The sequence below is a fragment of the Novosphingobium sp. ST904 genome (genome assembly GCF_001298105.1).
Classification (GTDB): Bacteria; Pseudomonadota; Alphaproteobacteria; order Sphingomonadales; family Sphingomonadaceae; genus Novosphingobium.
The window spans coordinates 1-15344 of sequence record NZ_LGJH01000120.1 but is presented as its reverse complement, the minus strand read 5'-3'; the positions used below and the strand labels follow the sequence as shown (position 1 = coordinate 15344).

Annotated in this window: 15 protein-coding genes and 2 pseudogenes; 8 read left to right on the top strand and 9 right to left on the bottom strand. The window is 60.0% G+C overall.

The window, feature by feature from the left end; all coding sequences use genetic code 11:
- Positions 1 to 79: 79 nt before the first annotated feature.
- Positions 80 to 259, bottom strand: a complete 180-nt coding sequence (locus ADT71_RS05835) for a hypothetical protein (protein ID WP_007687593.1) — start codon at positions 257 to 259, stop codon at positions 80 to 82.
- 506 nt (positions 260 to 765) lie between these two features.
- Here ADT71_RS05835 and ADT71_RS05830 point away from each other — a divergent pair.
- Entirely contained in the window at positions 766 to 1014 is a 249-nt protein-coding gene (locus ADT71_RS05830) for a hypothetical protein (RefSeq protein WP_054435778.1), read from the top strand.
- A 120-nt stretch (positions 1015 to 1134) separates the two neighbouring features.
- On the opposite strand, the pseudogene ligD reads toward ADT71_RS05830, so the two are convergent.
- Both ligD and ADT71_RS05820 read right to left on the bottom strand, forming a co-directional pair.
- Positions 1135 to 3632 (bottom strand): annotated as a pseudogene (ligD, locus tag ADT71_RS05825) (DNA ligase D).
- 59 nt (positions 3633 to 3691) lie between these two features.
- Positions 3692 to 4585 (bottom strand): GNAT family N-acetyltransferase, encoded by an 894-nt coding sequence (locus tag ADT71_RS05820; protein WP_231635630.1) that lies wholly within the window; start codon positions 4583 to 4585, stop codon positions 3692 to 3694.
- A 172-nt stretch (positions 4586 to 4757) separates the two neighbouring features.
- Here ADT71_RS05820 and ADT71_RS05815 point away from each other — a divergent pair, with 172 nt between their 5' ends.
- Positions 4758 to 4970 (top strand): KTSC domain-containing protein, encoded by a 213-nt coding sequence (locus tag ADT71_RS05815; RefSeq protein ID WP_054435797.1) that lies wholly within the window; start codon positions 4758 to 4760, stop codon positions 4968 to 4970.
- A 4-nt stretch (positions 4971 to 4974) separates the two neighbouring features.
- Here the strand turns inward: ADT71_RS05815 and ADT71_RS05810 are convergent, their stop codons facing one another.
- The 4 genes and pseudogenes from ADT71_RS05810 to ADT71_RS05795 form a co-directional block, all read right to left on the bottom strand.
- On the bottom strand, positions 4975 to 5238 hold the full coding sequence (locus ADT71_RS05810; protein ID WP_231635629.1) for a hypothetical protein: 264 nt from the start codon (positions 5236 to 5238) through the stop codon (positions 4975 to 4977).
- Positions 5235 to 6155: a Ku protein gene (locus tag ADT71_RS05805; RefSeq protein WP_054435775.1), complete on the bottom strand. Its 921-nt coding sequence runs from the start codon at positions 6153 to 6155 to the stop codon at positions 5235 to 5237. The genes ADT71_RS05810 and ADT71_RS05805 overlap by 4 nt, the downstream gene beginning before the upstream one ends.
- A 417-nt stretch (positions 6156 to 6572) precedes the next feature.
- Positions 6573 to 7048: pseudogene (locus ADT71_RS05800) on the bottom strand (Hsp20 family protein).
- Between the two features lie 183 nt (positions 7049 to 7231).
- The gene (locus tag ADT71_RS05795; protein ID WP_054435774.1) at positions 7232 to 7453 is read right to left on the bottom strand and encodes a hypothetical protein; all 222 of its coding nucleotides are present in this window, start codon (positions 7451 to 7453) and stop codon (positions 7232 to 7234) included.
- 341 nt (positions 7454 to 7794) lie between these two features.
- Here ADT71_RS05795 and ADT71_RS05790 point away from each other — a divergent pair, with 341 nt between their 5' ends.
- The 3 genes from ADT71_RS05790 to ADT71_RS05780 are packed head-to-tail and all read left to right on the top strand — an operon-like array spanning position 7795 to position 11950.
- Positions 7795 to 10059, top strand: coding sequence for a hypothetical protein (locus ADT71_RS05790; protein WP_231635628.1), 2265 nt, complete (start codon positions 7795 to 7797; stop codon positions 10057 to 10059).
- Entirely contained in the window at positions 10056 to 10814 is a 759-nt protein-coding gene (locus tag ADT71_RS05785) for an SDR family oxidoreductase (RefSeq protein WP_054435773.1), read from the top strand. Before ADT71_RS05790 ends, ADT71_RS05785 begins: the two co-directional genes overlap by 4 nt.
- Positions 10811 to 11950: a glycosidase gene (locus tag ADT71_RS05780; RefSeq protein ID WP_054435772.1), complete on the top strand. Its 1140-nt coding sequence runs from the start codon at positions 10811 to 10813 to the stop codon at positions 11948 to 11950. The genes ADT71_RS05785 and ADT71_RS05780 overlap by 4 nt, the downstream gene beginning before the upstream one ends.
- A 366-nt stretch (positions 11951 to 12316) precedes the next feature.
- Here the strand turns inward: ADT71_RS05780 and ADT71_RS05775 are convergent, their stop codons facing one another.
- Both ADT71_RS05775 and ADT71_RS05770 read right to left on the bottom strand, forming a co-directional pair.
- The gene (locus ADT71_RS05775; protein ID WP_054435771.1) at positions 12317 to 13234 is read right to left on the bottom strand and encodes an iron-containing redox enzyme family protein; all 918 of its coding nucleotides are present in this window, start codon (positions 13232 to 13234) and stop codon (positions 12317 to 12319) included.
- Between the two features lie 73 nt (positions 13235 to 13307).
- Positions 13308 to 13646 (bottom strand): hypothetical protein, encoded by a 339-nt coding sequence (locus ADT71_RS05770; protein WP_054435770.1) that lies wholly within the window; start codon positions 13644 to 13646, stop codon positions 13308 to 13310.
- Positions 13647 to 14119: 473 nt separating this feature from the next.
- Here ADT71_RS05770 and ADT71_RS30110 point away from each other — a divergent pair, with 473 nt between their 5' ends.
- The 3 genes from ADT71_RS30110 to ADT71_RS05755 all read left to right on the top strand — a co-directional run bounded on the left by ADT71_RS30110 (position 14120) and on the right by ADT71_RS05755 (position 15187).
- Complete coding sequence (locus tag ADT71_RS30110) at positions 14120 to 14722, top strand: hemerythrin domain-containing protein (RefSeq protein ID WP_197282928.1); 603 nt, start codon at positions 14120 to 14122, stop codon at positions 14720 to 14722.
- On the top strand, positions 14682 to 14903 hold the full coding sequence (locus ADT71_RS31170; protein WP_054435768.1) for a hypothetical protein: 222 nt from the start codon (positions 14682 to 14684) through the stop codon (positions 14901 to 14903). Before ADT71_RS30110 ends, ADT71_RS31170 begins: the two co-directional genes overlap by 41 nt.
- A 98-nt stretch (positions 14904 to 15001) precedes the next feature.
- Complete coding sequence (locus ADT71_RS05755) at positions 15002 to 15187, top strand: hypothetical protein (protein WP_132469963.1); 186 nt, start codon at positions 15002 to 15004, stop codon at positions 15185 to 15187.
- The last annotated feature ends 157 nt before the right edge of the window (positions 15188 to 15344 follow it).

Below are 15344 nucleotides of genomic sequence, written 5' to 3'. Positions count from 1 at the left end.
ACAAATGTTCGATGGGGGGCGCAATCGAAAATGCGTACGCTCAAATAAGTACCCCCGCCGGAGCGGGGGTAGGTTCGATTTACTTTGCGCCGGTGCCCGGCTCGGTGGTCTTGGGCGGCTTGCCGTCCTCGACCCGGCCTTCGTTCCGAAGGTCGCGGCCTTCCTGGGCCTTCTTCTGGCTTTCGGGAGACTTGCCGTGTTCGTTCAATTCTTCCTTGACGAATCCGGCTGCTTCCTTGGCTTCACCCTTGATGCTCATGATCGTCTCCTAAATATTACGTCTGCCACTGCAGCTCCTGACGGAGATATAGCACACGAGATGCCTTTCAGTTCCGGTCAACTGTGAGGCGCCGTCGCTACTCGCCGGCAGAAGCGCCTGTTGCGGCAGCCGTGGAGAAGAAGAACGCCCCGCCGGCGTCCGATCGCCGATCGCCGATGCTGTCTTGATTGCCAAGGTTGATTTTGAGGGGGGGCGAAATCGGGCACCCTTGTTGGGCCAGTCGTGGGCGGCCTCGGGTATCTGCGCTATTTCCATTGCGCCGCCGAACCGGTTGACGATATCTTAGGTGCCAAAAGTGGCGATAAGGTTGTCCTCGACGATCAAGTGCCACGTGCGTGCTAGCAACTCAGGTTTCACCGATACCTTCGACACAGGGGCAAGCTACGCCAGCCGACGGGGCGCCTCGTGTTCGTCCCGCTAGAAGCTTGGGAACTAGGACCGAGATATTGGGTTCGAGACGCGAAATCCAAGGAGCGCCAACGAACATGACTGTATCGACATTTGAAACACCGGACGGCGATGAAATCGAGATCGACGGCGACGACGTGGTAGGCGTCAAGGTCGGCAAGGAATCTGACACGACTATCGTCGAGCTTGAGGACGGGGACGAGATCATCGTAGCTGCCGGCAAGCTTGAAGTTATCGCGGAACTTGATCTCGATCCATTGCTTCACGATGATCCTGACGAGGACGTCGAGGACCCTGACGACACACTTGGTGATCGTGACGATTGAAGACGCCTATTACGGTCACCTGGATCACCGGAGCGCGTAAATCATAGTGACAGTGTCCCGGCGTGGTGGGTGGGGCAGGACCGGCGTGCGCCGAGTGGTCGTTCTCCGTCCCTGACCTTTTCAAATGTCCGGCAGAACCTGGTCCGCGCGGCCCCAATGGGCCAGATTCTTCGACGTGGCCCGCTTCACCATCTCGGCGCTGTCGCCGATATGCCAGTGCGAGGGTTTGTCGAGATCGCGAAGCTCCTCCCAGGTAACCGGCACCGCGATTGGCGCAAATTCCCGGCTGCGGGCGCTGTAAGGCATGACCGCCGTCGCGCCGCGCTGGTTGCGCAGATAGTCGATGAATATGCGTCCGGTGCGCTTGGCTTTCGCGAGGGCGGCGGTGAACCGATCAGGCTCTGACTGCGCCAGGGCCAAGGCAAAGCGGTGCGCAAAGTCTTTCACCAGAGGCCATACCGCAGAAGGGGTAAGCGGCGCGATGACGTGAACTCCCTTACCGCCTGTGACCATTGGAAAGGTAGCGAGGCCCATCTGGGCGAGCAGGTCCTGAAGGTGAAATGCCGCAGACACGACGTCCTTGAAGTCGAGGCCTTCGTCGGGATCGAGATCGAATACCAGCCTGTCGGCCTTTTCGACATCTTCGATCCGCGCACCCCATCCATGAAACTCGATTGTGCCCATCTGAACGCAGGTGAGCAGGCCGGTGGGAGCGTCGACGAAAAGGTAGGGCTCGTCATGCCCGTCCTTTTCACGGATGCCGATCTGCTTGACGTCGGTGCCGAAGCTGCCGGCATCGTGTTTTTGGAAGAAGCATTTCTTGCCGCGGCCCTGCGGACAGCGCACCAGGCTGATCGGCCGGCTGCCTGCCCATGGGAGCATAATCGGCGCGACTGTCGCGTAATAATCCGCCAGTTGGCCCTTGGTCAGTTTGCCCTCGGGGAAAATCACTCGTTCGCGGTTGCTGATACGCACACTGGCGGCGGCGGGCGCCGTGACCACCGCCACAGGTGCCGCGGTCTCGAGAACGATAGCTTCGGGCTTTTTGTCCTCGCGCAGTCCCAGATAACTCGGGTGGCGCAGCACGCCTTCATCGGTGAACTCGATATAGGCGATTTCGGCGACAAGCTTCGGTGCAATCCAGTGGGCGCCGCGAACCGCTGCTCGCGGCGCATCTACAGTCGGCTGCTGCCGCTGGAGCGGCGCCATGAGCTCCATCAGCCGCTCGATCTCGTCGCCAGTGAAGCCGGTACCGGCCTTTCCCGCATAGCGCAGCTTGCCGTTCTCGTTGACGCCGAGCAGGAGAGAGCGAAATCCACGCTGCTTGTCCGACGGGGTCCAGCCTACGATGACGAATTCCTGGCGGCGGATGCACTTGGTCTTGACCCAACTGCCGCTGCGCGAACCAAAGTAGCGCGCATCCGCCCGCTTCGATATGACGCCTTCCAAGCCAGCGTCGCAGAAGCTGGTGAGAAGGTTCTCGCCATTGCCGACGATGTGGTCCGAGTACCGAATGCGACTTTGGCCGCCCCCAATCAGCGCGGCCAGCTTTTCCTTCCGCACGGTAAGCGGCAGCTGCGTCAGGTCCTCGCCATCGAGTTCGAGAATATCGAACGCGAAGTAATTGATTGCACCGGGTTGGCCCTTGAGCGCCGCCTGAAGGGCCTGAAAGCTGGTACGGCCATCTGGAAGAGTGACAACCGCCTCCCCGTCGATCAGGGCACTGCCCGCATCGAGTTTCACGGCCTCGGCGATCAGCCCTGCGAAGCGGTCCGACCAGTCGAGTCCGGAGCGCGTATAGGCGCGGCCCTCGCCGCCGCCGATCGCCAGGAGCGTACGGTAACCGTCGTATTTGAGCTCGTGCAGCCACCGGTCGCCAACTGGAACATGATCCACCAGCGTGGCCAACTGCACCGGCTGGAACGGGGGGATCATGCCGGCCCTTTTTCGACGGGCCGGCGCGGTCCGGATCGGTTTGGTGGCGGCGGTACGCGTCTTGCGCTTGGCGACCGCTTTGCCGGCGGTGATTTCCTCCATCGTGCGCCCTGTATCGACGCTTGTCAGGTGGGTGGCGATCAGGTCGTCCGAACCACCGGCAAACGCGTCCTGTACTTTACGCAATATCCAATTCTCGCCTTTTTCCCTGCCGCGGGGTTTTAGGCGAAAGAGTATCCATTCACCTGCATCCGCCGTCCATGCAGGATAAAGTGGAGGTGTCCTTCTGGCAGGGTTTCGCCTGGATTCTTGCCAGGAATCGATTCCCAGGTGCCATTGTCCCAAAGCATAACGGTCCCGCCGCCATATTCGCCTTTGGGGATCGTGCCTTCGAAACGGGCATAATCGAGCGGGTGGTCTTCGGTGCGGACCGCAAGACGCTTGTCGTCCGGGTTGATGCTCGGTCCGCGGGTCACGGCCCAACTGACCAGCGTGCCGTCAAGTTCAAGTCGAAAGTCGTAGTGAAGCCGCGATGCCGCATGCTTTTGCACGACAAATCCGTTTCCGGTCGTCGGCTCGGTTGCGCCCGATGGTTCGGCGGTGCGCGCAAAATCGCGTTTCTCGCGATATTTGGCGAGCCGCTCCTGCGCCGAAGTAGGGTTTGCTTTTGCAGCTCGTGCCATGGCTGTCCCGATCGATATTCATTGCAAATCCCAAGGGACCGGACTCGTTCCAGAGCGAATTATCCGCCGATGGCCCGGACGAAGCGGTAGCTGGTCTGCTCGAAGTCCAACGACCGAAAGAAATTGTGGCTGTTATTGACCGTGATGTCGCTCATCACTTCAAGCTGATGGCAACCGGACCTCTCCAATGCCTTCTGCGCCGCGGCCAACATTTGCGTCGCGATCCCGCGTCGCCGGAATCGCTTGTCAACGACCAGCACGGTGAGCCTGCCCAGCGTTCCGCGATGGGGGGTAGGTATGAGTGCCCAGCCGCAGCAGCCGACGATTTCGTCGAGCTCGGCGACCAGGGTTCCAGCCTTTGCCCTGCGCGCTTTGTCCAGATTTCCAGCTACATCCTTTCGATCGACCGACGTGTCGCCAAGCTGGTTGAACAGGCCAAAGAGCGCGTCGCTATCGGCCGGGGTTGCTGCGCGCATCCTTAGGACCGGCTCGGGCTTTGGTTCGGGCTTCGGCTTGAGTTTTGGTTCGTGTTTAGGAACGATCCGCAGCTGGGCTGTTGACCGCGTCACCTGCTCGGCCTTCGGCTGACGCGCCGCTGACTTTGCCGGGACAGGAGTTACGAACTGCTTGCCAGATGCCCGTTTCCTTGCGCGCCGCGGCCCCGGGGTTTCCTCATCATTCGCCTCGGTGCGAGGCGTTTTCGGAGAAGAGGAGCGATCCGGCGTGGTGTCCGCCGATTGCTTCCATGTGCCCAGTTCACTGGTCCGCAGATAGTGCTGGATATCTTCCGCGCTGGCCGTCAGCCCCCCTTCGGCAATACCGAAAAGAGAGTTTCCGGCCGCGTCGCTCAATCCGAATTTGCCGAAGTCACCGGTGCCAGGTTTGCGTCTGCGTGACTTGACGAGTTTAAGGCCGCGATGCTGGGCCATTTCGCGCAGCTGTTCATCGCTCACCTCCGCCACGTCAAGCTGCGTTCAGGTTGAGCAAGCCGCGAACGGGAGATCGTTCCAGCACGATACATTCGCTTTGACCCCCTGCAAATTCGCCTCGGCGTGGTCGGGGGAACACACACTGCAAATCCGCGCTCCACAGGATATGCGTGCACACCGGTTCAACCATTCCTCGATGATAGATCGGATCAGCTACGATGACGAGGGGGGGACGCTGTGGGTCTCGTTTCGCCAGACGGGCAAGTACCTCTACGAAGACGTGCCAGCCGCCATTTTCGAAGCCTTCTGCCAGGCTTCTTCCGCCGGGACTTTCTTCAGCGGCCGTGTCAGGCACCACTTCCGGTGCCGCCGCGATCCGGAGCGCCGCCGCTTCGGTCCCGATGCCTGACCGGTCAGGCTTCGCCGAGCGCACGGTAGACTGACATTAGATGGCGCGAGGCGACCGCCCGGGCGCGGGGCGAGCGGACCGTCTCCTCATTGGTTTCATGAAGCATGGTGAGCATGTCGAGCACCTCCTGACGCGAGGTGCCGGTCTCTTGCAGATGCATGCCGATCAGGGTGAGCAGGTTGGCCCACAAGGTTATGGCGCCTTCAGCAAAAACGGCGTCATCATCAGCGAGCAACGAGTTTGCAGTGCTTTCGCGTTCACCCATCATGAAGCTCGCTTGCGGGGCGGTGACTTCGCCGGGGGTTTTGCGACGGTCTTTTTGGCTGCCGGTTTGGCCGTTTTTCCGGCCTGTTGTTCAGTCTTAGACGCCGGTTTCTTGGCCGCTGGCTTGGACGAAGCGGACCCTCCCAGAGAACTCTTGAGTGCCGCCATCAGATCGACAACGTTCGAACCACGCGGATCAGCGCCTTTGTCGTCCGCATCAATATTGAGCGTCTTGCCCTTTTTCTTGCGTTCGATCAGCTCCTTCAGCGCATCGGCATAGCGGTCGTGGAAATCGCTTGCATCGAACTTGCCGGTCTTTTTGTCGATCAACGTTGTCGCAAGATCGAGCAGCTCCTCGTCAGGATCGGCGTCCCCAATTTCTCGGAAGTAGCTTGTCGCCTTGTTGACCTCGTCGGCGTAGCGCAGCGTTTCCATGACCATCCCGCGGCCGCAAGCCTTGATACTGACGACGTATTCGCGGCCGCGCATTGCAAGTTGCCCGAGCCCGATCTTGCGGGTGCGTCTCAGCGCTTCACGCAGCACGATGAACGCCTCTTCGGCCAGATCGTCAGCCGGCACTACGTAATAGGGCTTTTCGAAATAGATCATGTCGACATCGTGAGCGTCGACGAACTGCGTTAACTCAAGCGTCTTCTTGCTCTCGAGCTTGACCCCCTCGATTTCCTTTTCATCAAGGAGCACATATTCGCCTTTGGCATATTCGAAGCCTTTGACAATCTCGTCGACGTCAACCGGCCCGATCCCTGGCACGACCTTTTCATATTTGATGCGCTGGCCGGACGGTTCATGAATCTGATTGAAGGCGATCGTCGCACCGCTTTTGGTTGCCGAATAGATTTCGACGGGGATCGAAACGAGCGCCAGGCGGATCTGGCCTTTCCAATAGGGACGTGCAGCCATTACGCTCTCCTTCGTATGTCTGGAACAAACCCCAGTTCTTGTTCTCGTTCCGTTGCGCGCGCGGATACGGGAAATTACCGGCTATCGAGCCGATACGGGTCCGACCGTACTAACCGCGAGCCCCCACACACACGCTTGATCATTGCGCGATGGGCCTCCCACGCAGCTGACATTGCCCGGTACCGGTCCAGCTCAATTCGACGGGGGCGTTCATTCGAGGGTGAAGAGGGAAAGGGTTGCATTGGCGTTTCTCAGCGATCTTCGTGGCGAGCTAGTCGATTTCGAACTCAGGATCCCCAGTGCGGTTCCAAGCGGACTCGGTCCGCATGGTTCAAACCACTAAGCTATCAGATATCGATGCCTAGGAAGGTGGCCTGCCAGTTCCCGAAGGGACAGCGCTGGCAGGCCGGAGTAAGGTCAGGCGGCGTCCCGTGCTCTGTCGCCGGGCCCTTCGATCCGATCGTTATCAGCGTGGCCGCCGATCTGGATGCGCCGCGGCTTCATCGCCTCGGGTAACACGTGCCTAAGTTCGATGGTCAGCAGACCGTTTTTGAAGGTCGCGTTGCCAGCTTCGATAAAATCGGCCAGCTGGAAGCGGCGTTCGAATGAGCGCGTTGCAATGCCCCGATGGAGATATGTGCCTTCTGCCTCGTCCACGTTGCGGTTGCCGAAACGATCAGCGAGTTCTGCTGCGCGACGATTTCGATATCATCGGGACGGAAGCCTGCCAGCGCGATGGAAATTCGATAGCTGTCTTCCCCATCTCGCAGGATGTCGAACGGCGGATAGCTGTCGGGCGTGTCCGCACGAGATCCGGTTTCCAGAAGATCGAATAAGCGATCGAAGCCCACCGTCGACCGGCGATACGGAGCAAAATCAAAGTTCGTTCTCATTTCCAAATCCTCCTGATGAAGCAATTCAGACTTGAGATGCACCGGAACCCAAAGAGCCGGTGCCCTCCTGGTCCACCGGACCCTGACAGGCGTCCGGCCCTGATTAGCTAGGCGAGCGCGCTATCCTTTCAAGCACCTTTCCAAGGAAAGACGACAAAAAATTCCACAGCGGGCACCACGCCGTTAGTCTTCGCTCCGATGCTTCGGATCTCTCTGGTTACCGGCTTGCTCGCGGTCGGTGCTGTCGAGTGGAAATTTCTCAGCCGCTCCGCCATCGCGCGGCTTGGTCCGGTCTGCCCCCGCCCCGCCGGCACCCTCGGAGTTCATGCCGGGATTGAGCCTTTCCTCGTTCTTATCATCGCCATGCGCCTTATCCTGGTGGCTGCGTTTGTTGTCGTTGTCCATTGCCATACCTCTTGCTGAATGTGATCTCGCAACAGCACAGGCGAGGCTCCGTTCCAGAATGTTGCGTTCTTTCCACAACCCGCTCGCTTCTTCGAACGAGGAAGACGCGACGTGCCGAAGCTCCGCAGTCAACCGGTACCATCAATCCCAGGTCCTGAAAGGTTTCCAGACCGTTTCTGACGCTATAACGGACCTAAGCTCGGGCGGTCCAAGACGCTGGTCCAGGTATTGTGGCTGCTTGGCTGATCGCAGCGGAAGCGATATCCACCGTAGCGGAACGGCTCCGGTGTCCAATCGTTATCCTCTGGCAGGATCGGCAGTTCCTCGGGGATTGAAGCTTCATGACCAACATCGCCAGAAAGACGCGGCTTCCCTCAAGCGGCGCGATCGCGAAGCAGGTCAGTCCTGCCAGTCCGTACGTTCCGGCGCTTCGGCAAATCCTCGCCGATGGCGAAGGGAAAAGCGTGGCCATGTTCGAATTCGGCGAGCTGGTGGGTGAGGTCCTCAAGTCGCGAGACTCGCTTTGGGTGATGGTCCGGCGGCCGGGCGCAGGCGGCATCGCGCTACGCGCGGCATACTTGGGCGCGCCATTCGAGTGCACCTGCGAAAAAGCCCGGGCGAAGGAGGCGGTTCGCCTGCGCCTCGACAGCGTGCTTGGGCAACATAGGATCATGGTGACAACGGGGGGAGAAGCGCTCGAGCACATCAGGGTGACGGTGCAGTTCACGCCATCGACGCCGACGTTGATCCCATTCCTGCCTCGCGACCTCTATCCTCTTGATGGCGACGACGATCCGCTCGGTGCCGAAGGCCATGTCGAGGCGGCGCAGCGCGGGCTAAACAGCGGCGTCCTCTATTTTCGGATCGACAAGCCCGCTTTCGGCAACGTTCTGTACTTCCAGAATCTCACGGCGATGAACGACTATTATCGGGCAACCAAGACCAGTCCGGACGGAGCGGTGGGTGGGCTGTGGCCCGAGCTGGGCTACCTGCCGCCTACGCCCGCGCAGTCCGGCACGCCGCCGTCGGCGCCGCTGCAGGCCGGGGTGGAAGTCACGTTGTCCGATGCGATCGTGGTGTTTCGCCATCACGCCCCGCCGCACGAGCGCGAGTCCGCCCGCCAGTTCCTGCAAATGCTGGGCGAGGCCTACAAGCTGATTGCGCTACCCCAAACAGAGTACCGGGACTGGATCGAACGGGCAGAGCGAACGCTTGTCGATCTGGACAAGGCTCCCGAAGCGACGATCCGGCACTACGGGCATCGCTATGTGCATCCCTACACGGCGAGCGAATATCCGGATTCCATGGTACAGGTGTCGGTGCTCGCCGCCGTCTTCGACTGGGGGCGCTGGAGCGGTGAGGCCCATCCTCTGGAAGCCGAACTGCGCGCCGGTCTGCGCCGCTTTTACGATCCGAAGCTCAAGGCGCTGCGCCGATACTTGCCAAATGTCGGCGACGACAAGGACGCAAACGCCGTCGACAGCTGGTATCTGTACCACCCCATGCTCAACCTCGCGCGGATGGCTCTGGCGGGAGACAAGCCCTCCGAAAAACTGTTCCTGGAATGCATCGATTTCGGCATCTCCGCCGCGCGGCATTTCGACTACAAGTGGCCGATTCAGTACGATGTGACGGATTTTTCCGTCATTACCGCCACAGCCAATGACGATCGCGGCCAGACCGACGTCGGCGGCCTCTATGCCCAGATCATGCTGCAGGCCCACGAACTGACCGCCGATCCGCGGTTCCTGGATGAAGCGAAGCGGGCGATCGACGCCGCGATGGGGATGCGCTTCAACCTGAACTATCAGGCAAACCTTACGGCTTGGGGTGCGGCAGCATGCATGCGGCTCTATCGCATCACCAACGACGTGGTCTACGCCGAGCAGAGCTATGTCTATCTCGCCAGCTTCTTCCACAACTGCGAAATATGGGAAAGCCGGCTCGAGCACGCAGTCCACTACAAGAATTTCCTCGGGGCGACCTGCCTGCAGGATGCTCCTTACATGGCTATCTACGAGTGCTTCGACGCCTTCACGGCGTTCGCCGCCTATCTCGACGACAGCGGGCCCGACCTGGATCCCGCAGTGCGTATGCTCGTCGCGGAATACTGCAAGTACGCGCTCGACCGCGCCTGGTACTATTACCCGGATGCGCTGCCCGCCGACATCCTAGCCACTGAAAACCGCAATGGCCACATCGACCGCAAGCTGTCGTTTCCCCTCGAGGATCTCTATCCCGACGGACAGTGTCCGGGGCAGGTCGGGCAAGAGATATACGGCGCAGGCGCTGCGCTGGTGTTTGCGACCCTCAGTTTCCACACCGTCGAAGGGGCGCCGTTCAAGATTTTCTGCGACCACTTCATCCGCGGAGCCGAGCGGATAGGCGACCGTTCACTCAGCATTGTTCTCGACGGGGGCGAGACGTGCCAGGCCGCACTCAATTTCATTCGTGAGAGACGCGCGACCGTTCCGCGCGTCCAAGTGGTCGGCGCCGGGGGTGATGTCCTGCGGGGAACGCCCCAAGGCACCGACCGCATTGATTTTAACGTTCCGGCACGTGGCCGGCTGACCATAACCTGGAACGACGAGGAGCATGGCGCATGATCGGGGTTTCGGACGCGCATACGGAACATCGCCCGCTTCAGGGCCGAAAGGCAATCATTACTGGCGGTACCACCGGCATCGGTCGCGCCATCGCCGTTCTGCTCGCCAGCGAGGGGGTAGAGGTCTTCATCTGCGGGCGAACGCCCGAACATCTCGATGATGCGCTCGCGCGGATCCGCGAGGTGGGGCAGGGGGATGGCATCGCTGTCGACCTCGCCGAGCCGGCGGAACTCGACCGCTTCTTCCAAGCGGCGAACAATGCGCTCGGGTGCCCTGACATAGCCGTGATCAATGCCGCAGTGCCGGCCCAGTCATTGTCCGAAATGACGGCGGAGGAGGTGCGCTATGCGGTCGCGGTCGACTTCACCGCCTATCTGTTGAGCGCACATGCAGCGCAGGCGCTGCTCGCCGACAAGGGCGATATCGTCCTGATCGGTTCGACGTCAGCGCACGTGCTTGGGCCTGGATCGACGGTCTACGCCGGCATGAAGGCCGGTATCGCGGGTTTTTCAGAAGCGCTGCGCCGGGAGCTTGGTCCCAAGGGCATCAGGGTTGCTCTTGTCGAACCCGGCAAGACGGGGGCGGATATTCAATACCCTGACATACCGGCTGAAAAGCAGCGGCAGATGATTATCCAAGAGACGATGTTGCGGGGCGAGGACATTGCCGTCGGCGTCCATTACCTGCTGACACAGCCCCGTCGAACGGTGGTCCAGCAGCTCACCATCACTCCCCGCGCTCAGGAGCAGGAATGATGTACGACATCGACAAGCTCGTTCTGGTCCCGGACGATATCGATCTGGGACGCTCACCTTTGGCGGGACATCTCGATGCCGAGACCTATGTGCTGGGCGCCTTTAACCCTGCCCTCACGCGGCTGCCTAACGGCAATCTGCTGATGATGGTGCGAGTGGCCGAGGCCCTCCGCGAGCCGGTCTTCGATAACCACATTCATTCGATTCGCTGGGAGGATATGAATGGTGGTCAGTTCGTGCTCGATGAATGGCCGTTGGAGCATGTCGACACTGCCGATCCTCGCAAGTTCATGCTGCGCAGCGGGGGGTGGAAGATCATGGCGCTGACTTCCCTGTCATGGCTTCTGCCGGTCGAGCTCACGCCGGACGGCACCGAACGGGTCGCGATCCATTACGACCGGGCGATCGGCCCGCGCAACAGCCTACAGTGCTACGGCGTCGAGGACGCGCGGATCAGCAAAGTCGGCGAACGCTGGCTGATGACCACATGTTCGGTCAGCCCAGAGCGCCACTCGACTACGCTCTACACTTCCGACAATGGGCTCGACTGGACCTTCGCGGATATCGTGCTCGACCACCAGAACAAGGATATGCTGATCTTTGAGGGGCTTATTGATGGCCATTACTGGGCGCAGACGCGGCCGTTGGGCGATCTCTATTTCGCCTATCCACCCGGCAGCGAATGGCGTGCTGGCCCCTCGATCAATCTTGCCCACTCGCCAGATGCCTTGTTCTGGAAACCGCATGCCAGGCCTGGCATCCGTCCGCATGCCGCTACTCTCGCAACTGCCCGAATGGGCGGCGGCAGCCCTCCGGTACTCACGCGAGGCATCGAAGCCGGCGGGTGGCTGACCCTCTGGCATGGCGTAGAGCCAAAGGAGATCGTCGGGATCTATCGGACGTACTGGTCGATCCTGGACGCAGACGATCCCAGCATCGTGCTTCGTACCGACGACGCGCCGCTGCTGGAAGCTAATCCTGAGCTGACCCGGCCACTCGAACATCAGATGTACGTTCGCGATGTAGTCTTCACCACGGGGATCGCGGACGGGGGAGATCACTATGTCGTCGCCTCCGGCGAAGCCGATCTTGCCTGCCGCATCACGCATATACCGAAGAGCAGATTCGCGCCGTGATCTTGACCAGAGCTATCTGCGTTGCGGGGTGAACCGCCGCGGAAAGGGCGCGGAAGCCCATCTTGCAGCTTTGCTGGGCCCATCTATTTTTAGGGCGATCTCGCCGCCGATATCATCGAAAGCGGGCGCGCCTACTGACGTATCAGCGTGCAAGTCAAGGGAACAGCGAGGGCAAGTGCCGCTAAAGCCGCCCGGATGAGCGTCAGAGGCGCCCCCAATCATGCACAGAGATAAGGCGGACCACCTAAAGGCTCCACCCGGGCCGTGCCGTACGCCCCCGGCGATGAGCGCTAGCGGCGGACGGAATGCGAACACGGCGCTCGTCGACATCTGGCTTTCGACGGCGATCGCTTTAGAATATGCCGTTCAAGCCGCCAGGGTTGTCGCATTGTCCCAAAGCTCAGCGCGGTAGCGATCAAAGCACCGTTCACCACAAAGCAGCCGCATCAAGGCGCCTTCAGCGATCGCCGTTGCCCGGCGGCCGTCCTCTTCGACCAGCGGGCGCAGAGCCTCACGGTTCCATGTCTCGCTATGCTTGACGTCCAGGACGGCATGCAAATCAAAATATCGTCGCTGGCGGTTAGACAGGCCGATACGGCGCAGACCTTTCGCTACCAAGGCCGAGCGACCGGGCGCGGTGAGCTCGATTACGCCAAGGGCACCTACGGAATGCCACGCATATCGCCGTGAGGAAGCCATCCCAGTCATCGCGTTGGCCAACGCCAGGCTTTCCGGGACGGTCGACTTGATCGTTGGGTCCACGTCCAGGGCCTCCGCGACGATCTGCAGCATCGGACCGTGCATGCCCTTTGCATTTCCGCAGCCCATCTCGTCCCAATAGTTTCGGGCGAGTTCGAGCTTTGCCTGGTTCGGAAGCTTAATCTGAGTCATGGCAACGAGATCGTCGAAACCTGCTTCGCCGGCAGCTTCCTGTTCAAAGAACCATCGCAGGTCTTCGCGGGACGCTTGTTCAGCCAACCACGGGAATAGCGTATCGTTCTGTCCCGGCCCGGTATCGCTAAGCCCCTCAAACCAGTCGATAAAATCATCGGCCTCAGTAGGTGCGAGACTTGCCCTCTCCTGTACCAAGCCGCGGAGGTGCTCGAGGAATTCGCCCTCAATGATCTGCATCTGCGCGTCATTTTTGAGCGATTGCATCCAATCCGCGTCAGGAAACTGGGGTGCCAGTCGCTTGCGATTCCAGGTCGCAAGCGACTGCTGGAACTGGTCAGAAAAGTACAAATCGGTTTCGGTTTGAGCGGTGGCTGGTCTGAAGTCCAACATTGGTAGTCCTCTGAAACAACGTATCGAAATGTCGCGGCAGCGGTGTAAAAATCCGCTGGCCGCCCCATAGGCTTCAAGCGTGATGCCATTGCGGTGCGCGGCCACGTGTCCGTGAGAAAAGCACGGCCCTGTCCGGAGGCATCGCGTCTCGGAAAGGTTCTACTGCAGTTACCGGCACGCCGTAGCGTTCGAGATCCTCGATCAATAACTCAAGGCACTCAGTATCCTGCGCCTGGCCGATTATCCCGATGTCGGGCATCTCGGTGCCAAACATCGCCAAAGCGTCCCACGCTTTCTGGAAGCAGCGAACTTCATATCCCTCGCGCGCGAGCTCGCGCTCCTGCCAGTGGCGTTGAACCGTGGATTCCGCGAGGACGAGAGCCAGTCGCCGTTTTTGAGGATATTTCGTCATAGCCCAAGAATGCGCTTCATCCGAGTCGGGCTCCCACATTTCGCGAAAATACGGCCCGGAATAAGCCGGGCTGTATCGGACTAGAGATAAATTGCCTTAGTGCTGTCGGTGCCGCGTATTTTTGCGGCGCAATCTTCAGGCTCGACCATATTCTGGCAATGGCACACATCCTCGTTTCTTCTGAATCTTGGCTCAGGCATGAAACGGCGCGTCTCGTCCTTGCAATTGGCTTGCCGTCGGTTGGAACCGAACGCCATTGGTCTATGTTCGGCCTACATGAACCGGCAGGGCAGCCGCCGCCTGGAAGCGGTCGTTACGTCTGATCTTCGTACATCGCGGTAGATGCCCGCCCGAGTAACGGAGAAGCTCGATGTCTTTTATAGATAGGATAGCCGCCGCGGTCACGCCCGCCGCGTCTGATCACGCACGCCGCGTCTGATCACGCACGCGCTGAAGCCCGTCGTCTCGCTGAAGTGAAGGCGACGTCCGAACCTTGGCTTGGAGCGATCCTCGACCACCATAAGCGGATAGAAAGGCTGATCACGGAGGTCAGGAACGCTAACAACCCGCAAGACCGGCGATGGGGTGTACGGGAACTGGCTCAGTTGCTGACTGCGCATTCGATGGCCGAGGAGGCTGTGCTCTATCCCGACATATCTGAATATGAGAGCAAGACCCATGCCGTTATGGCGTACGAAGAGCATTCGATGACCAAAATCCAGTTGGCCAAGCTGGAAAAACTGGATCCGATGTCCGAGGAATTTCAGGAAAAGCTGGGGCACATTGAAGGAGCTCTGCAACAGCACATGTATCAGGAAGAGGGAACGTGGCTGCCAGCGCTCTGCGACAAGCTTCCCCCGGACGAAAAATCCCGAATGTCCGAGCGCTTTATGGAGGAATTCGATCACTATCAGAGTGGGGCCAAGCTGCAGATCGATGAGACCCATAGCAGCACTACGCATGCGGATTGGGGCTGTCGTCCGGTCATGCCTTGCAAGCCATGCCGCATGACGGCCGACCCGGCGCGCGGACGGCGTGAATACACAAGGCGATTGGGGCGCCAGCGATGGCAGTGACGCGGGCGCTCCCTATCCAAACCCGCATACCGGCAAGTCTGATGCCGAGCGCAAAGACTTCGCCAACACATTGATGGGTCACGGCGGCCAGTCGACAATGGGTTATCACGGCAGCGGCCAGCTCGGCGATCAAGAACTCAAGTCAGGCGGCAATACGAATTCTGGATCGAAGGGCGATTGACGAATTCCAAACGGGCACAGCCCTTGCTGGCAAGGGCTGTGCCTGACCGACGCAATCGCGAATTGGTCGACCCCAGCATGCAATCAGACGGAGGCCTCATGAATACGCGTCGCGAAAAATCCGACCTGCCGAGTGCAAAGCGAAAAGGACTCGCTGCGGTAGTGGTGATCGGTATCGTTCTGGCCATCGTGGCAATTACGTTTGTGGGATATAACATTGCGCATGTTAAGGTGATGGAACAGGAGAAAAAGAGTGACGCGAAGGAGTACACGGGGTTGAATTAGCTCGAATTATAGTTTTCGGCCTACGGCGAGGTCCTTGCATATGATTATGGGCGCTGCGTGTTGATTGCCACTGAGATGTGACCCGGGGTTTCCATTGAGAATTGACCCGGGTGGGTATGGGTTATGTGCTGCCGTATCCCGGCAGGTTCAAGATGCT